A 17,603-nucleotide genomic window follows, 5' to 3' on the forward strand; every position below is an offset into this window, starting at 1 on the left:
GCTATCCCTTCAGTCGCCGAATGGCGCCCGGGTCCGCCGCCAGGATCCATAGGTCGCCCAGGCGACGAATCTGGCCGGTGATCTCCACGGGCTCCGCCACGCGGTCGAGAATCTGTTGATGGATGGCCTCGCCTTCCGGACCGGTCAGCAGGTAGCTGAAGGTCGAGCCATCGGTTCCTTCGAGCACGAACAAAGGCGGCATGCCGCCCCGGATGCACAACTGAGCGCATGCGCGATGGGGCTTGCGCCGGCCGGGCTTCATGGTGCCGAGAAAACACTTGCTGTCGACGATCTCGCCGCGCAGCGTAGGGCGGTCGCCGTCGCGCGGCACCGCTTCCGCCCGCTCGGCCTCGCCGGTGGCCTCGATCCCCGCTCCGGAAAGTTCCACGAAAGTGAGATTTTCACGATAGAGGAAGGCTCCCTCGAGGGTGACGGCGCGGCCATCGAGTCCGGCGACGGCCGCTTCGGCGCCGGACTTGCCGAAGGGAATGAGGGGATAGCGAGAAGGCTCCCCGCCCCCCGGCCGTTCCACTTCGAGCAGCGGAACAGGCCGCTCGCGCAGGGTGCCGGAAAGGGTTTGATACTCGCCGAATTCGAAGGTTCCCGGATCGAAGGACCCCTGGGTTGCCGCCAGCAGCGCGGCGAAGCCGGCGGCGGCGAGCAGGAGTACCAGCACGCGGGCTTTCAGGAAGCGAGCCAGGGCATCCGGAGCCTTGCTCCGGTAGCCGATGTAGAAGTCGCCTGGCGGCGGGTTCTCAGGCATTCAGCTCTCCACCAGCCGAGCCGGTTCGACGTGGGTTCCCGGCGGGTTGGGGCGTGGATCCACCAGCACCCGGTCTCCGTCCAGCCGCACACCGAAGGTGGCGACCTTCTCGTCGAAGGGCGGAGGCGAAGCGCCGGTGGCCGGGTCGTACTGAAAACCGTGCCAGGGACAGGTCACGCAACCGTCGAGAATCCGACCTTCTCCGAGCGGACCGTTTTGATGACGACACACGTTGGAAATGGCCGAAATCTTACCGTCGTAGCGAAACACCGCAACGCGTTCGCCGGCCACGGTGACCACCCGGGCGCGCTTCTCCGCGATCTCCGAGGCCCGGCAGACCTCCACCATGGCGCCATCGCCGGCGGTGAGTTCGTCATCCCTCGCCCGCTCCCGCCAGCCGGCCAGCAGGTGCAGCGTCAGCAGGGTGGCCATCCCCACCCCCAGGGCGATCGGGAAGAGCGGTTGCGTCTCCGCCTGCAGCACACCCAAGGCGACGTGCATCACCACCAAGCCGTAGGCCACGTACACCAGCATGTGCAGGGCCTTCCACGCCGGCGGCGTCAAGTTTGCGAGCCAGAAGTCGTGGCTAGTGGCGGCCATCAGGAAGAGGATCAGAAGGGCCGCCAAGCCCAACGCCTGGAAGGGAAACTGAGCCAAGCTGTCGTAGCGACCGTTGCTCACCAGCACGCTCACCAGCGGATGCAGGTCGCCCAGGGCGTGGAACTGAACGATCGAGAAGCCGCCGTGGCCGAGGGCCAGGAGGAACATCGTCACCCCCAGATGGCGGCGGTTGTAGAGCAGCGGCAGAAAACGGCGGTCGAGGCGGCTCAACGGGCCGATCGCCAGAATCAGGTGGAGCAAAAGAAAGGCGCCAGTGCCGAAGGCTCGGATGAGCAGGGTTTCGATCGTCGCCTCGGGCTTCAAGGCCGCGCTGACGGCCACGAACAGCACCAGGTAGAGGGCCACACCGCCGGCCAGGGTGAAGTCGTAAATCCGTTTCTGGCGATTCCAGCCGACGGCCCGGTAGGCGTGGCTCATCGGTCACCTCCGTTCGCCGGGCGATCCAGCGACGAACGGACGACCACCCGGTGGTGACCGAGGCTGTAGACCACCAGTTCCCCGGCGTTGGCTGTGGGCAAGTCGAAGGTCGATCTGCCGGCCGTCAAGGGGCCGAGGAGCCGGGCGTCCGCCGGTAGCCGGGTGCCGTCGCCGGACCCTCCGCGGACACTCCAGTAGAGCAGCAGATCCGGACCCTCGACGCTGCGGCCCGGCGGCCGATCCACCCACAGCCGAGGGCCGCCGGGGCCGGCGCCGAGTCGGGCGCTCAGCGGGTGATCCGGGAACAGGTCGTCATCGCTTGTCGTCGGCGGGGGAGCCGCCGTGGCGGGCGCGTGGGCGGTAAGCGGAAACTCCGGTCGGGCGGCCAGGGCCAGTACGAAAAGAAGCGGCAGGGCAACGGCCAGGGCGATCCACATCCAGCGGTGACGGCGGCGCAGCGAGCGGATCATGAGTTGGCCTGGCGCCATCCGCTGGTCGCCGGTTCGTCGCACAGATGAGCGCTCGATTCCTGCGGCGGTGGGGTTCCTCGGACCCAGCGCCAGGCCAGGTACGGCCAAAACGCCACCACTCCCGGCAGAATGACCAGCCGAAATCCCCAACTGCCGCCGTCTGCCGCCGGGTCGATGCGCGAGACGCCGCGCAGCACGAAGGCGATGGCGAAGATCAGACCGACCAGGGCGTAGATCGAGACCAGCCAGACCAGCGCGCCGGCTACCGCGATCATCGGCCGCGCCCCCGGCGAGTGATGTGCCACGCCGTGAGCTGAATGGCTATCCGGTGGTGCTGCAAGATCGACAAGTTCAGATTCTTGAGGTCACAAATATCATTCGGCGATTACCGCCTCCGGAGAAGGCCGGCGGCCCACAAAGAAACTTCAGAAATCAATAGTTTCCCGGCAAAACCCTAGCACACGGCGGCCGTTGATCCAGCACAAGCTACGCACCTCCTCCGACATCGGTTTCGCCGTTTTGGCACGGCCCGATGATGCTCGCCGGACGGTAAGATCTAGCGCGCGATGTGTACGGTGACTTGGACCTCCCGCCCCGGTGGCTATGCCCTGTACTTCAACCGCGACGAGCGGCGCAGCCGAGTCGCCGCCCTGCCGCCGGCCCCGGCGGTAGGCGATGGGGTGCGCTACCTGGCGCCGCGGGATCCCGAAGGCGGAGGGAGCTGGATCGTCGCCAGCGAAACCGGTTGGACCGTGTGCTTGCTCAATTTTTGGGCCAGCGCCCCGCTCGTCGATGCGGCCGAGCGCTCCAGCCGAGGCCTCTTGGTCACCGGCCTGGCCGCCATCGACCGGTTCGAGAGGGTGGCGGAGCACGCCGATCCACGTCGCTACCGGCCCTTCACCCTGCTGGTACTCGATCCGGCGGGAGAGGCGCGGGCTTTTCGCTCGGACGGTCTCGAATTCATCCGGCGGTGGGCGCCGGATCCGCCGCTGCTCAGCTCGTCCTCCTGGGACGAGGGTTCCGTCGAAGGGACGCGGGAGGAACTGTGGCGTGCCTCTTCCCTGGCAACCGGCGGGACGCGGGCCGATGCTCTGGCCTTCATGACCCGCCATGCGCCCGAGCGCGGACCGGCCTCTCCCTGCATGCACCGGCCCGATGCCCGCACCGTCAGCCTGACGGTGGTCGAGGTCGGGGCGCAGCGGGTGTCCATGGCCTACGCCGACGGACCGCCCTGCCGCCATCCCCTAGCGGAACCGGTTTGGTTGCCGCGCGAGTGCTGTAGTACCGTCCTGTCAAGTCCGTAATCGGAAGTCACCAATCCGCCCCGCCGGCCCTTCCGGAGACAAGCCGGAGGCCGCGGGTCGATTTGTGGGCCGCGCGGGATTCTCAAGTGCTGCGACGGAGTGCCGCAGGTCTTTCGAGGGTGAGGTCATGAAGAAAGTCAAAGTCGCTGAGTGGGAGGAGTTGTCCGATCGCCAGCCGGCCTACGCGCTGGTCGGCAACGTCGATCTGGTGGTGGTGCGTTGGGACGACCGGGCGTCGGTTCTCTACGGCCGCTGCATTCACCGTGGCGCCCTGCTGGCGGATGGCCGGGTGGAAGGCGAGGACCTGATTTGCGGCGTCCACAACTGGGACTATCGGCTCGACTCCGGGGTCAGCGCCTACGACAATGCCGAGGCCCTTCGGAAGTTCTCCTCTTGGGTGGAGGACGGCACTGTATGGGTGGACGAGGACGAAATCAACGCCTGGGAGGAGGAGCACCCGCAGGCCTGGGATCGCGATGCCTACCAGGGGCTTTACCAGGACCACCACGGCACGAAGGACGAGCCCCACACCTCGTTGATCCACCAACTGGCCCGGGACGGCCTGTCGAAGGTCGGCCATCACGGCCCAGTGGCGGCGATGGGGGTACCCGCACCGGAACTTCCGCGCTGGGACGACCTCCAGTTCGTCACCGGGCAACTCGCCCGGGTGCCCAAACTCGACGACGCCGAGGTCGGCACCGAGCTGGTCATCGGCCCACGGGCCTCCAAGCCGCTGCGCCTGGAGATCCCGCTATTCGTTTCGGACATGAGTTTTGGTGCCCTGTCGGAAGAGGCGAAGGTCGCCCTCGCCGCCGGCGCCGAGCGCGCCGGTACCGGCATTTGCTCCGGTGAGGGCGGCATGCTGCCGGAGGAGCAGGAGGCCTGCAGCCGCTACTTCTACGAGCTGGCCTCCGCCCGCTTCGGCTTCTCGATGGACAAGCTGGCGCGCGTCCAGGCCTTCCACTTCAAGGGCGGCCAAGGAGCGAAGACCGGCACCGGTGGGCACCTGCCGGGAGAGAAAGTCAAGGGCAAGATCGCCGAAGTGCGGGAACTCGAGGAAGGCGAATCGGCCATTTCGCCGGCCCGTTTCCCGGACTGGGAGCAGGTGGACGATTTTCGGCGCTTTGCCGGGGAGGTGCGTGAGGCGACCGGCGGCATCCCCATCGGCTTCAAGCTCTCCGCCCAGCACATCGAAGACGACCTCGACGCGGCCCTCGCGATCGGCGTGGACTATGTGATTCTCGATGGCCGCGGTGGCGGTACCGGCGCCGCGCCGCGGTTGTTCCGGGACAACATCTCGGTGCCCACCATCCCCGCCCTGGCGCGCGCCCGGCAACATCTGGACCGGCGCGGGGCGAGCCGCGACGTCACCTTGATCATCACCGGCGGCCTGCGCACCCCGGCGGACTTCGCGAAGGCCCTGGCCCTGGGGGCGGACGGCGTGGCCCTCTCCAATTCGGCGATCCAGGCCTTGGGCTGCCTCGCCATGCGCGCCTGCCACACCAACAACTGCCCGGTGGGCATCGCCACCCAGAAGGAGCACCTGCGGGCGCGCCTCGACATCGCCATCGCCGCCCAGCGGCTAGAGCGCTTCTTCCGAGCGAGCGTTGAGCTGATGCAGGTACTGGCTCGGGCCTGCGGCCACGACCATCTGGCGCAGTTCCGGCGCGAAGATTTGACCACCTGGCAGCGGGACATGGCCTATTTGAGCGGCGTTCGCTATGGCGGCGTCTTGCCCGTGAGCTGAGAGGAAGTGGACGATGAGTGAAACGGAAGGCGACCGCGGGATGCATCGGCCTTTGGCCGACGAAATGACGTCTGGCGCGGGATGGTTCAGGGTGCTGGCGCTGGAGGAGCTGCCGGAGGGGCGGGTCAAGTCCGTCACCTGCGCCCACCGCACCCTGTGCATGACCCACCACCAGGGCAGCTTCGCCGCCCTCGACAACCGTTGCCCCCACCAGGGCGGTCCGCTGGGGGAGGGGTCGATCGAAAAGGGCGTGCTGCGCTGCCCCTGGCACGGCTGGGACTACGATCCGCTCACCGGCAAGGCGCCGGGCTTCGACGACGGCGTCGAGACCTTTCCGGTGGAGGTGCGGCACGACGGCGTTTACGTTCGCCTGGAGGAAGAAGCGCCTCACGAGCCCACCGTGACGGACGTGATGGCCGAGACGATGGTCAACTGGGGAGTGCGCCAAGTGTGGGGCATGGTCGGCCACTCGAACCTCGGCCTGGCGGACGCGTTGCGGCGTCAGGAAAAGGCCGGCAGGGTCACCTTTTACGGCATCCGCCACGAGGGGGCCGCCTCCTTCGCCGCTTCCGCTTACGGCAAGCTCACCGGCCGCCCGGCGGCCTGCTTCGCCATCGCCGGTCCCGGCGCCACCAACCTCCTCACCGGCCTGTGGGATGCCCACGTCGACCGCTCGCCGGTGCTCGCCCTCACCGGCCAGGTCAACACCCAGGTGCTCGGCCCCGGCGCCTTCCAGGAGATCGACCTGGCGGCGGCCTTCGGTGGCGTCGCCCAGTGGAGCCAGCCGGTGCTGCACGACTCGAAGCCGGCAGAGCTGATCAACCTGGCCTTGAAGAGTGCCATCTTGAACCGCGGCGTGTCCCACCTGATCTTTCCGGACGAAGTGCAGGTGCTGCCGGCCGGCAGGGCCAAAGCCGGCGGGCCGCAGGGCCGCCTACCGGAGCGGCGCATCGCGCCGCCGGAGGAAGCGGTGGAGCAGGCTCTGGCGGTGATCTCCGGCAGTCGGCGCCCGGTGGTGATCGTCGGCCATGGCGCTCGCTTCCAAATGGACGAGGTGATCGCCCTGGCGGAGGCCCTCGATGCGCCGGTCCTTACCACCTTCAAGGCCAAGGGGCAGATCCCTGACGATCACCCGCTCGGCTGTGGCGTCCTGGGGAGGAGCGGTACCCCCATCGCCTCGTACTTCATGAACGAGTCCGACGCCCTGCTGGTGTTCGGCGCCAGCTTCTCGAACCACACCGGCATCACCCCCAAGCGGCCGATTGTGCAGGTGGACTGGGATCCGATGATCCTGGGCAAGTTCCACGCCGTGAAGGTGCCGGTGTGGGGCGAGATCGGGGTGACCGCGAAAACGCTCCTCCACCGCCTGCCGGAACGCTCGGAGGGCGAGAACCCGCGCTCGGAAATCGCCGAGCGTTGGGCCATCTGGCGGCGCGAGAAGGATCGCCGGGAGGCCGAGGGCGGTGGCGACAACGGATCCTCCGGAGTCCATTCCGCTGCCGTCTTCGCGGCCATGAATCGCCAGGTTCCGGCGGACGCCATCCTGGCGGTGGACGTCGGCAACAACACCTACTCCTTTGGACGCTACTTCGAGTGTCGGCGTCAGGCGGTGTTGATGTCCGGCTATCTGGGCTCCATCGGATTCTCCTTCCCGGCGGCGATGGGCGCCTGGGCGGCCACCCGGGAGAGGGGCACTCCCTTTGCCGGCCGCAAGGTGGTCTCCGTCTCCGGCGACGGCGGTTTCGGCCAGTACCTGGCGGAGATCACCACCGCCGTCAAGTACGGCATGAACATCACCCACGTCCTGCTCAACAACTGCGAGCTGGGCAAGATCAGCAAAGAGCAGCGGGCCGGCGATTGGGACGTATGGCAGACTTCCCTCGTCAACCCCGATTTCGCCGCCTACGCTGAACTCTGCGGCGCCAAGGGCATTCGCGTCACCGCCGCCGGCGACCTTGACGCCGCCCTTGCCGAGGCCATTGCCCACGATGGGCCGAGCTTGGTGGAGGTGGTGACGGACGCGGAGCTGGTGTAGCGGCCGGTCTAAGGTACCGGGCAGTCGCCGGACAGGATCTCGATCAGGAAGGCCGAGGCGATCACCAGGGTTACCGCGCCGTAAAGAGCGCGGGCGAGCCAAGTGCGGGCGCGAGAGGAGTCCGCTTCGTGGCCCTCGGAAGCTGCGCTGGATTTCAGAGCCATTTTCCCTCCTTTTACGGCACCGTCTGCGACCAGGCGGCCGTGTTGCCGGTTTCGAAGCCGTCGGTGAAGATCTCGGCCGCCGGATGGTCTTCGGGGCGGCGGTCGAGCTGCCGGAGGTAGGCCAGCAGGGCGTCGATCTCCGCCGCCGGCAGGGCGCCGGCGCGGCGGTGAGGCTGGGCGGCGGCGCGGTCGTCGGCGGCCGAAATCAGTACGTCGTCGAGGCTCAAGTTCGGGAAGCTCGACGCGGCGGCGATCTCAAGGGTATTTCCGGCGCCGGCGCTCCACTGGATTCCTTCGAGACGTAGGACTTGCCAGTGGGTATGTCGCCAGCTCGGCTCGTTGCCGGTGGGCGGGGCGGGGAGGGCGTAGGGCGTGCCGTTGACCGAGATGTCGAGATCGACCAGATTGGCGGAGCTGTAGCGGATCTCCAGGGCTCCTGGACCGCCAGAGCCGCCGTCCACGCCGCTCAAGGTGAGGCGGGCGCCGGGTTGGTTGAGGGCGATGTAGGCCCTGCCGTGGACCGTGTCGTCGTTGTTCAGGTCCACCCACTGATCGACCCGCTGGGCACCGCCGGAGACGCCGCCCTCTTCCGCCTGCAGGGTGGTGCCGCCGGCCACCGTGAAGACGTCGCGCAGGGTGGGCGCCGAACCGTCGTGAAAGTAGGGCGCGGTGTTCCACACCCCGAGCAGAGTGGGCGTATCGATACCCGCCAGCGGGCCGCCAAGGCGGCCACCGGAGGTGGTGCGGAGCGTCCCCACATCGTGCAGCAGGGCCGCCGGTCCGCGGCTGTCGGTGAAGGTGGGGCCGCCGTGGCAGTTGCCGCACCCTTCGCGCGCGAAGATCGTTCGGCCGGTCGCGGCCTGGGCGGTCAAGGATCCGTCGCCCTGCCGGAAGGGGCTCTTGGGCAGGGTCTCCCGGCCGAGGGAGGCGACGTAGGCGGCGAGGGCGTCGAGGTCGGCGCTCAGGCCAGCCTTGGGCGCGCCGAGGGGATCGCGGGTGGCGTCGAAGTCGCCATCCTCCATCAGGCCAGAGCCGCCGAAGGCGCTGCGGATGTCGCCCTCGAAGTCCTGGATCTCGTCGAAGTTGGCGGTCCAGTGGACGTTCCCCTGCGCCATGCCGCTGCGGCCGCGCAGGGTGGTGGTGTTGCGGAAGCCCTCGCCGCGGCCGTTGAAATCCCACACCCGGCCGTCGTGACCGCCGTCCAGGTGGCAGGAGGCGCAGGAGAGGTATCCCTCGGCGCTCATCCGCGGGTCCGAGGCGTTGTAGAAGATGCGCTTGCCGGCCAGCACCGCCGGCGGCAGCATCTCCGCGGTGACCGTCGACACCTCCGTCGAGGCGACGTTCTTGTCTCCGCGGCGGAAAAGGGCGTCCGTTTCTAGCACCGTCAGGCTGCGGCCGAGGAAGTTCTTGACGAAGGTGCGGTTCGTCACCGGGTCGACGCACACCCCTTGCGGCGCAGCGCCCGTCGCCAGGCGGGTGACGAAGCTGCCGAAGCCGGGATTGCCGGTGGCGGCCAGGGCGTCGAGCACCAGTACCTCGTCGTTGCCCTGCAGGGTGGCGAAAAGGTAGTCGCCCAGGGGCGAGAAGGCGACGGCGGAGGCCGAGTCGCTGTTGTCGATGTCGATCGCGTCGGCGACGGATCCGCCCTCGGCCATGTCCAGCCGGGTCAGCAGGTTGCGAACGGTGTTGTCCTGGTCGAGGTCGTCGGCGAAGAACAGACCGCGCTCGGTGTTGGGCTTGTTGGAGGGCACCCAAGCGCTCTCACCGTCCGGCGACAGGGTGACCCCCACCAGGTAGTTCGGCACGCCCTTGCCGGAGGCGGTGGTGTCGCGGTTGGCCTCGCCGCCGCGCTTTGCGATTTCCAGGGTGCGGGCGAGGGCGAAGCCGGCCGCGTCGACCTCCCACACCTCGGCGTGGTCCTTGGGCGATAGGAAGCGGCTGACCAGCACCATATCGCCGTCGCCACTCACCGCCACCGCCCGCGGCCCCGGACCGAGAGCCAGGCTGCCGGTCTCCTGCCGGCTGGCGCCGTCGAAGCGGCGCAGTTCGCCGCGTCCTTCGAGGGCGACGTAGACCGTCCTACCGGCCGGATCGAAGGCCATGCCCGAAGGCGCGCTGCCCCACCCCAGGGGCAACGTGTCGACGACGGCGCCGGTGGTGGGGTGGAGGACCCGCAGGGTGTCGTCGCCGCGGCAGGTCACCCACAGCTCGCCGGTCGCGGCCCGGGCAATGGAGCGCGGATCGGCGCACGCCGGCACTTCGAGGTCGAGGGTGAGGGCGTCAGCGTGGACGGCGGAAACGGAGTCGTTGTCCGGGTTCACGGTCCACACCCGCCGGTTGCCCGCGTCGCACAGTAGCGGCGCGCTGGCGGTGGGCGCCGGACCGCTCGGGGCGACCGTCACGGTGACGCCGAGGGTGCCCGAGGCGAGGGAGCCGGCGCGGTCGCGCACCTGGGCGGTCACCTGGTAGTGTCCGGCCGCTGCCCAGGCGTGGCTGGCCGATGGCGTGGTGGACCAAGCGGTCTTCGGCGAGCCGTCACCAAAGTCGAAGCGCACCTCGAGCGTGCCGCCGTCGGGATCGGACACGGCGGCGGTCAGCGTCGCGTTTTGCCCCGGCGCCAAGGGGTAGGCCGAGGCGGTGAGGCTGTCCACCGACGGCGGCGCGTTGCCGTTGACCGTCGCGCCGGTGGAGAAGGTCCAAGAGGTGCCGACCATGCCGTTGCCGGCGGCGTCCTCGATGCCGCCATCCGGCAGCACCACCTCGTAGGTGGTGTTGGGCGAGAGCGGTGGGTCCGGAGTGAAGGTCAACACGTCGTCGAAGGAGAAGGTCAGCCGGCCGCCAATGGCGCCGCCGCCGACCGGCCGTACGATGAAGGTGCTGCCGTTGACGAGGGTCGAGGTCTCCAGGGTCTCGTGGATCAGCAGGCTGATCGGTGCTCCCACCGGGTAGCCGGTACGCCCCGCCTGGGGGATGTGGAAACCGACGCTCGGTCCGCGGGTGTCCGGCGCCGCCTGGTGGGCCCAGATCGCCATTCCCTGGTCCGGGCCGATGCCGCCGGTGACCAGCAGATTGCCCAGCGGCAGGGCGAACTGGCTGGTGTCGATGCCCACCCCGCCATCGTTCGGGCGGGTGGTGTTGGCGCCGTCCAGGAACAGCACCGACTCGAAGGTGCGCAGATCGACTTTGTGGGAACCCATGAAGGCGTATTCGTCCTGGAATTGGATGTACATCGAGGCGTCGCCGGGCAGGGCGCGGTCGGTGACGAATCTCATGTCCGTCGGGTCCGTCAGGTCGGCCACCCGGAAGCCGTTGCCGTTCGAGCGGTAGGGAAACACCGCGTAGAGCTTGCCGTCGCCGCCCCACAGTTCCGGCCAGTATCCGCCCGGGCCGCCGGTGGTGAGGACGTCGAGGAGCACCGGGTTGGTGGGGTCCGAGATGTCGTAGGTGGCGATGCCGGTGCGGCTTTGGTCCGAGGCGAAGATCAGCAGGTCGCCGAGAATGAAGGGGTGTCCCACCACTCCGGTCAGCCCCAGGTGGTCCCAGGTGGCGAGCGTCGAGCCGCGCAGTTCGAGGCGCGCATCGCCGCCCACATCGCCGTAGCTCCAGTAGGTCGGGCCGGCGAACCACGGCTGGAAGAGAGAGCCGCGTACCCCGGCCCCTTCGAGGCCGGCAAAGGTGGTGCGGGTGACGGTCCCCGGCGCCGCCTCGGCGCGGAAGCTCCAGGGGGCCTCCGGCGGCCAGTTGGGGCCGATCACCAGGTAGCCGCCGCTCTTGAAGTAGCCGTGGGCATTGATCGGCATGGGGGAAATCCCCAGGGTGCTGGTGATCACCGGCGCGGTCGGGTCGGACAGGTCCCAGGTGCGTACCTGGAAGTCCGATCCCGGCTGGCTCGACGGCAATTCCGGCACGGTGAAGAGCACGCCGTTGTGGTAGGCGATGATCGCCGTGCGGCCCTGATCGGGAGCGTTTAAGCCGGAGAGGACGGCCCCCGGGGTTTGCGGCACGTTGGGGAAGCCGCCGCTAGCGCCGAGGGGTTGGGGGCCGAGCGGTTCGGGGAGCGCTCTAGGGCCGGGGCCTTCCGAGAGTTGGGAGGCGGTCGGCACCGCCACCCCGAGGACTGCGAGAACCAGCAGAACCGTCCACCGCTTGCGCATGATGACCTCCAAAATACAGAGCCGCGGGTACCCTGCGGTAGCCTGGATCTATACAAAAGAATTCTGGAGATTCTATCAGTCCGCTGACCTGGGCCGGCCGTTGCGGTGGGAAGGCCGGCGGCTCCGGGTGGAGCCGCCGACGGATGCCGCGCGGCGGCGGCGCGCGGGATTCCTCGTTCGCCTGCCTTTCTCACCGGCAACTTACTGCGAGGCCGTATGCCACTGAATCTGCTGTGTTACCCGCGGAACCTGCTTCTCAGCGTACTGACAGTACGCTATCGGCGCAGAACCCGCGGATGCCTTGCATTTCCAGCGACCTATGGCCTCTCGCTACGGTCGCCGGTGAGAAATCCAGGCTAGGTGCGATTCACCGGCGTGTAGCGCGGTTCGAAGGGCTGGACTTCGATCGGCTCGCGCGGCTCGAAGTCCGGCACGTGGCGGCACGGAACGTAGGTGTCGATGCAGTGCTGGTGCGCCGGCGAGCAGACCCAGGTGTTGGGGTCGTTGATGGCATCCCAGTCCGAGGGCACCGGGTTGCAGTGGCAGGAAGTGTAGGGGCACATGGCCTGGTGATCGGAGAGCGCCGCCGGGGCGATCCCCGCCACGCCGGCCACAAAGTTCGACGCCGGCGGCATCTCGCGATCCACCCGACCGTCGAGGTCGGTGTCGACCTTGACCGTCGCGGCGGTGCGATCGATCTCACGCTCCGACCACACCGAGAAAGTGCCCGGTCCGAGGGAAACCTCACGGCTCACAGCGCGCGCCGCGGCCCGGCCATCGACCGGCGTAAAGGAGACCTTGACCTTGAGTTCGAGGGGAGCTTCGTAGCTGCCGCCGTACTCGTCGTCGCGGAAGATCTTCATTTCGGTGATCGGCTGCTCGCCGTCGAGCGAAACGGCGACGTGGTAGGCACCGCACTCGTTCTCGAAAACCTGCGGGCTGATCATCGACAAGGCCATCAGCTGGATGCGCGTGGTGGCGACGCCCAGGTCGTTGAACACCGCGTCGTCGAGGCGCTCGACGATGGTGTCGATGCCGCCGAGTTCACCGGCCGGCTCGGTGTGCAGGGGAGCGCCCTCGAAGGCGATGGCGCCGGTGAAGGCCTCGGAGCCTTCGCAGAAGAAGTTCGCCGGAATCGGATCGTGGGCGAAGGTGGAGTAGGTGAAGCCACCGGCGGTGGTCTTCCACATGTCGGCGCCGCGGTAGATCACGTCCTCGGCGAAGGCCGGCACCGCGATCAGCGCCAGAATGGCTACGCACACCCAACACCAGGCTACCTTCAAACCCTTGTACTGCTGTGTCATGAACTCTCTCCTTTCCAGGACACACTAGATTCACTCGGCATCCTCGCGGCGGAGAGAACTTCGAGTCCAACCGAGCCCACGGTGGGCTCGGGATTCTGGAGAAATTTTGCGGCCTCGAAAGAATAGCAGATTTTAGATTTGAGTGAAAGGGTGGAGGGCGACAAGGCGAGGGAGACTGGACCGCGGGCGGCCGACAGCCGCCGATCCGGCTCCCGCGCTCCCCAACCTTCGAGGGCGGGGGAGCGCGTGGAGAGGGTAGCGGTCAGGCTTGCGGCACTTCCAGGCGCCGGGTTTCGCTTTCGACGACGGTGCCGTGCTGGTCTTCGGCGACGACTTTCCAGTAGTAGGTGGGGCTGCCGCCGAGGTCTTCGATCGTCACCGTGTCGGCGGTACCGGCGTTGGTGGCAATCAGGCAAAGGAGGGCGGCAAGGACCGCTACGATGAGCAGGATCACCAGGGCCCACTTGTGGCTCCGTCGGGTGAAGATCAGCAGCAGGATCCACAGCGCCAGGGCGATGATGGCGATCCAGCAGTACCCGGGTCCGAAGCTTGGGGACCGCCAACTCGGGGTACCGGTGGAGCCGATGACGACGCAGCGGTTGAGGTCGTAGAGCTCCTCACCGCTCCACACGCAGTGGCGGTAGGTGAGAGGTCCGCCGTCGGGAGCTTCCGCGGTGTTCCAGGCGAAGCGCACGTCGGCGGCGGGTACCACGGCGAGATCCGCCGGTGTGGCGAGCCGTGGCGGCGTCGGTGTCGGCAACAGGGCGAGGCGCTCGGTTTCGAGATAGGTCTCCGCGAAGGAGACTTCGCCGGTCGCCATCACGTCGGCCACGCAGTTGGCCTGGCGCTGCCCATCGATGAGCCCGGCGCAGTGACCCTGGGCCTGCGCTGCGGGCATCGGCGCGGCCGGTGGGACCTTCGCCGGACCGCCCGGCTGCGGCGGAGCGATGCAGCTCTGGGGTGACTCCGGCGGCCAGTCGCGGATGGCGTAGCTCTCCGGCCCGAGGCCCGCCGCATAGTCGAAGAGCGAGGTCGCGCCGGTCACCCGCCAGGACTCCGCGAAGGTCTGGTAGAGGTCGACATAGCGCTGGCTGAGGTCCGCCGGACGGGGTCCGAGCCAGGTGTCGTTGGCGAGTGCCGGCAGCCACTCGCCCGGGGCGACCGCGCCCATCACCCCGCGCACGGCGCGGGCGTGGCGCACGTCGATGTTCATGTAGTGGATCTGGTAGCGGGTCCAGAATCCGGGGGTGATCACGACGGTGGTGCCGCCGGGATACTGCACTTGCACCCCGTCGTCGGCCGAGGTGGCGAGGACCCGGCCGCCTTCGGCCAGGGTGACCGGTCCGGCGTTCAAGTCCACCGGCTGTCCGTCTACCCGCAGGACCAGCCTACCGGTGGATCGGTCCGAGGCCTCAAGGGCGCCGACCTGAAATTCGTCGTTCTGGACATCGTCCTCCGAACTGCTCGGAAGGCCCGGCTGATAGGTCACCCGGTGGGTGCCCACCCGCAAGGCTACAGCGGTGTTGACGCTGACGCAGGAGGACAGCCCCGTGTGGTGATTGGGCGGCAGCGGACCGTTGGTGGAAACTGCCGTCTGGCGCGCCTGGAGTTCCATGTCCTCGTCGCGCAGCAGGGTGAATTCACCGGCGCTCTGGAAGTCGTAATACACGCCATCGACGGTGCGGATGTGGGGGTCGCCTTCGGTATTCGGCCGGCCGCCGATGATCCAACGGCGGAAGGTCTCGATGTCGGTCTTTGAGAGCGGCGGACCATCGCAGGGCATGAGCCCGCCCGGGCAGCGCTCGTCGGCGATGTCGGGATCGGCGAGGTCGTCCGGATTGGAGACGTTGTAGGGTTCGAAGGGGTTGTAGGGGTGCGCCAGTAGACCGTTGTCGGTGATGCGCTGGTAGAGGAAGCTCTTGGAAGGGTCGATGCCGGTGCCCACCGGGCAGTTGGGGGTCGACGGTGGACAGGCTGGAGCGCCGATCAGCGATCGCGCCTCCCGCATCGACCGCCACAGCCGACGCTCGCCGGCCGCCGGCTCCTCGTTCTCGGACAGATCGAGGGTCACGCTGTAGGTCTGTGGCGGCGGATAGCCGAGGCCGCCGTGGCACTCGATGCAGCCCTTGTTGAAGATCCGCTGGATGTCCGTGTAGGTCGGCACATCGTTTTCGGTGCCGGGCAGGCGAGCCAGTTCGGTGTTGGCCAGGTTGCAGGCGTTGACCGAGGCTCCCAGACTGCCGCGCAGTGCGGTGATCAAGGCGGCCGGGTAAATCGAGAAAAGGTCCGCGAAGGTGTAGGTCCGCGACCGACCTCGCACGCCCATCGACCACTTGTCGACGGACACCCCCAGGGGCTCGAGAAAGTAGCGGAAGAGGGCGACCTGCGCGGTGTGGTCCCCCAGGCTGCCGGGCGTCGAATCGTCCTCGCGGTCCGCGTAGGCGCCTTCCGGCGCGGTGATGCCGTTGCTCATCACCGTTTCGTCGCGATGGCCCGGGGCCATTTGGCGGCGGAACACTTCCTGGCGCAGCCGGCGCATCGAAGTGTCCGTGCCGCCGGTGCCCCCGGTGACGCCGGCGGTTCCGGCCCCGTATTCCTGGATCAAACCGTCGATGATCAAGGTCGGCGGAGAGAAGGGAGTGGGGTCGAGTGCGTAGAGGTCGCCATCGCGGTCGAGGGTAGCCTTTTGGATGTCCGCCTTGCGCCGGGTCAAGCTCTGCGCCCGCCGGCGGGTGTCGTCGAAGACCTGATCGAAGGACATGCCATTGCGGGCGTTGAAGAAGGCCGCCACGGCGGTCGGCAGTGCCGGCGTGATGGTCTGGGTGTTGCCGATCGCCGTGCCGCCGGCCACCGTGAAGCAATTGTTCTCGGCGATGGCGAGGGCGATCGGTCGGACATCGAGCCTCATGTTTCCGGTGACCACCGGATGATTGAGCAGTTCATCGGCGATGCGCTGGGGATTCGGCCCCTGGGTGAGCCGGTCGAAGAGTTCGACGCCGCGGCCTTCGTCGCTTTGGGGCTGCGTCGAATGATGCAGTGTCACGAACGAACGGGTGCGCTTCACCTCCGTACCGCTGCTGCCGGCCCGGCGGTTGAACTCATAGGAAACCGTGGGCCCGGAGCCGATGGGCTGGGGCTCCTGCCCGACGGCGGTGCCGGTCGGGTCAAAGCCGAAGACGATGTGGCCGTCGTTCGCGCCGCCTTCGAAGACGTTTCGTCGGATGCGGTGGTCCGGCGTGCCGGTCGGTGTTCCGTCCGGCACGCCGGTCGGCTGGAGCTGGAGCTGTTCGATGATCGAGCGGATGTCGGGCTGGTCCTGCCAGGTCCAGAGATTGAAGATCTTGCGGAAGGCGGCGGCTTCTACGGTGCCCTGGTAGATGCGGTCGCGGTTGAAGCCGAGCATGCCGCCCCAACTGTCGTAGGTGTCCCAGTTCGGTTTGGATTTGAAGGCGACCGAGCGGGGCGGGTTTCCGTCGGTGCCGGGCGTCGTCCCGGGGACCGGGCCGCGATTCAACACGTTGCGGGTCGTATGGCAGGCAAAGCACTTCTTGTCGTCGATGGAAACGCCGCGAGGCCGCAGCGGGAAGCGCCGGACCGCCGGCGGACCGGGATCGATGACGTCCCCCATCGGGTCGATCTGCTTCAGGACGATCTCGTGGAAGCGGAAGTTCTTCGTCGCGGCGTCGTACTGCATGAACTCGATGGCGTTCGGATGGGAGCCCGGGTACGAATCGTGGACCGTCATGCCGACGGTGAAGACGTGCCGGGCGTCGGCGCTCGGCATCAGAATTCGGGGCGACTCGGCGGTTCCCGTCTGCAGGCTCTCGGAGCGCGGTATCAGGATCCAGTTCTGCCGGTAGTCGGCCGGCAAGGCGGCAATGAACTCTGCCGGCGTGTCGATGCCCGCATTCGCCGGCAAGGCCAAGAAGTCGCCGATGCCGCTGCGGCTGCGATCCGCCGCGACATCCGCAATCTGGGCTCCCGTGAGCTGGTTGATGGCGGTGGACGGAGTGAAGTTCGCTCGCACCGAACGCATTGCGTTCATGCTCAGGCGACACTGGTTCGGGGGCGTGGTGAGGTCCGTATCGGGACAGTCGCCGCCCCAGCCGTTGAAGGTCGATCCGGTGTTGGGTGCCGCGGTGAGGGTGACGAAGTCGCTCGGCGAGAAGCTGAGACTGCAGACCGGGGTCACGCCGGTCGCCACGGCGCCGCAGTTGATCCCGGAGCCGGTGATCCGCCCTTCGCCGAGGCCGGTCGCCATCACGCGCAAGTTCTGGGCTTCGGCCGCACCCACGAACAGGAGTAGGACCGCAAGAACTTCGCCGACCCTCCGGATCGAGCGAGTGGATGGACGTGGTTCCAAGGCGGACGGTCGAACGGTGGCGAAGTTCATCTCTCCCTCCCGGAGCCGAGGCCAAGCTCCTGGCTAAATTTTGGAAACGCAAGACCTTAGGTGGGTGATGTCGAGGCAGCGTTACCCGCCGGCAACGTTTCGGGCACGGCGGGCCAGTGGCATGCAGGAATTCCTCGAATCGACACCCGAGTTCTCACAGGCGTCATGAGAAACTCCGCCAGGTGCCGGCCGTACTCGGTGGTCGGAGAGCTTTTGCGCGGTGTTCCCCTT

11 protein-coding genes are annotated in these 17,603 nt (G+C 67.9%); 3 read left to right on the top strand and 8 right to left on the bottom strand.

Annotated features, from left to right (window positions below):
- Position 1 precedes the first annotated feature (1 nt).
- From AAF481_07260 to AAF481_07275, 4 genes are read right to left on the bottom strand one after another with little or no spacing between them, the layout of a single operon-like run.
- Positions 2 to 763 (bottom strand): hypothetical protein, encoded by a 762-nt coding sequence (locus tag AAF481_07260; protein MEM7480957.1) that lies wholly within the window; start codon positions 761 to 763, stop codon positions 2 to 4.
- Positions 764 to 1,801 carry a Rieske 2Fe-2S domain-containing protein gene (locus AAF481_07265; protein MEM7480958.1) on the bottom strand — a complete coding sequence of 346 codons (1,038 nt, stop codon included), beginning with the start codon at positions 1,799 to 1,801 and terminating at the stop codon, positions 764 to 766.
- Positions 1,798 to 2,271, bottom strand: a complete 474-nt coding sequence (locus tag AAF481_07270) for a hypothetical protein (protein ID MEM7480959.1) — start codon at positions 2,269 to 2,271, stop codon at positions 1,798 to 1,800. Before AAF481_07270 ends, AAF481_07265 begins: the two co-directional genes overlap by 4 nt.
- Positions 2,268 to 2,546, bottom strand: a complete 279-nt coding sequence (locus tag AAF481_07275; protein MEM7480960.1) for a hypothetical protein — start codon at positions 2,544 to 2,546, stop codon at positions 2,268 to 2,270. Before AAF481_07275 ends, AAF481_07270 begins: the two co-directional genes overlap by 4 nt.
- A gap of 291 nt (positions 2,547 to 2,837) precedes the next feature.
- Here AAF481_07275 and AAF481_07280 point away from each other — a divergent pair, with 291 nt between their 5' ends.
- The 3 genes from AAF481_07280 (at position 2,838) to AAF481_07290 (ending at position 7,357) form a co-directional block, all read left to right on the top strand.
- On the top strand, positions 2,838 to 3,575 hold the full coding sequence (locus AAF481_07280; GenBank protein MEM7480961.1) for an NRDE family protein: 738 nt from the start codon (positions 2,838 to 2,840) through the stop codon (positions 3,573 to 3,575).
- A gap of 127 nt (positions 3,576 to 3,702) precedes the next feature.
- Positions 3,703 to 5,322: a glutamate synthase-related protein gene (locus AAF481_07285; GenBank protein MEM7480962.1), complete on the top strand. Its 1,620-nt coding sequence runs from the start codon at positions 3,703 to 3,705 to the stop codon at positions 5,320 to 5,322.
- Between the two features lie 64 nt (positions 5,323 to 5,386).
- Complete coding sequence (locus AAF481_07290) at positions 5,387 to 7,357, top strand: thiamine pyrophosphate-dependent enzyme (GenBank protein MEM7480963.1); 1,971 nt, start codon at positions 5,387 to 5,389, stop codon at positions 7,355 to 7,357.
- Positions 7,358 to 7,365: 8 nt separating this feature from the next.
- On the opposite strand, the gene AAF481_07295 is transcribed toward AAF481_07290, so the two are convergent.
- The 4 genes from AAF481_07295 to AAF481_07310 form a co-directional block, all read right to left on the bottom strand.
- Positions 7,366 to 7,521 (bottom strand): hypothetical protein, encoded by a 156-nt coding sequence (locus AAF481_07295; protein ID MEM7480964.1) that lies wholly within the window; start codon positions 7,519 to 7,521, stop codon positions 7,366 to 7,368.
- An 11-nt stretch (positions 7,522 to 7,532) separates the two neighbouring features.
- Positions 7,533 to 11,675: an Ig-like domain-containing protein gene (locus AAF481_07300; GenBank protein ID MEM7480965.1), complete on the bottom strand. Its 4,143-nt coding sequence runs from the start codon at positions 11,673 to 11,675 to the stop codon at positions 7,533 to 7,535.
- 356 nt (positions 11,676 to 12,031) lie between these two features.
- Positions 12,032 to 12,979 carry a hypothetical protein gene (locus tag AAF481_07305; GenBank protein ID MEM7480966.1) on the bottom strand — a complete coding sequence of 316 codons (948 nt, stop codon included), beginning with the start codon at positions 12,977 to 12,979 and terminating at the stop codon, positions 12,032 to 12,034.
- A 262-nt stretch (positions 12,980 to 13,241) separates the two neighbouring features.
- The gene (locus AAF481_07310; protein MEM7480967.1) at positions 13,242 to 17,372 is read right to left on the bottom strand and encodes a hypothetical protein; all 4,131 of its coding nucleotides are present in this window, start codon (positions 17,370 to 17,372) and stop codon (positions 13,242 to 13,244) included.
- Positions 17,373 to 17,603 lie beyond the last annotated feature (231 nt).

The organism is Acidobacteriota bacterium (assembly GCA_039030395.1).
Taxonomy (GTDB): domain Bacteria; phylum Acidobacteriota; class Thermoanaerobaculia; order Multivoradales; family JBCCEF01; genus JBCCEF01.

Excerpts from the sequence above, each read along its gene's own strand:
- AAF481_07260 (MEM7480957.1), bottom strand. The coding sequence starts at position 763 with ATGCCTGAGAACCCGCCGCCAGGCGACTTCTACATCGGCTACCGGAGC.
- AAF481_07265 (MEM7480958.1), bottom strand. The coding sequence starts at position 1,801 with ATGAGCCACGCCTACCGGGCCGTCGGCTGGAATCGCCAGAAACGGATT.
- AAF481_07270 (MEM7480959.1), bottom strand. The coding sequence starts at position 2,271 with ATGATCCGCTCGCTGCGCCGCCGTCACCGCTGGATGTGGATCGCCCTG.
- AAF481_07275 (MEM7480960.1), bottom strand. The coding sequence starts at position 2,546 with ATGATCGCGGTAGCCGGCGCGCTGGTCTGGCTGGTCTCGATCTACGCC.
- AAF481_07280 (MEM7480961.1), top strand. The coding sequence starts at position 2,838 with ATGTGTACGGTGACTTGGACCTCCCGCCCCGGTGGCTATGCCCTGTAC.
- AAF481_07285 (MEM7480962.1), top strand. The coding sequence starts at position 3,703 with ATGAAGAAAGTCAAAGTCGCTGAGTGGGAGGAGTTGTCCGATCGCCAG.
- AAF481_07290 (MEM7480963.1), top strand. The coding sequence starts at position 5,387 with ATGACGTCTGGCGCGGGATGGTTCAGGGTGCTGGCGCTGGAGGAGCTG.
- AAF481_07295 (MEM7480964.1), bottom strand. The coding sequence starts at position 7,521 with ATGGCTCTGAAATCCAGCGCAGCTTCCGAGGGCCACGAAGCGGACTCC.
- AAF481_07300 (MEM7480965.1), bottom strand. The coding sequence starts at position 11,675 with ATGCGCAAGCGGTGGACGGTTCTGCTGGTTCTCGCAGTCCTCGGGGTG.
- AAF481_07305 (MEM7480966.1), bottom strand. The coding sequence starts at position 12,979 with ATGACACAGCAGTACAAGGGTTTGAAGGTAGCCTGGTGTTGGGTGTGC.
- AAF481_07310 (MEM7480967.1), bottom strand. The coding sequence starts at position 17,372 with ATGAACTTCGCCACCGTTCGACCGTCCGCCTTGGAACCACGTCCATCC.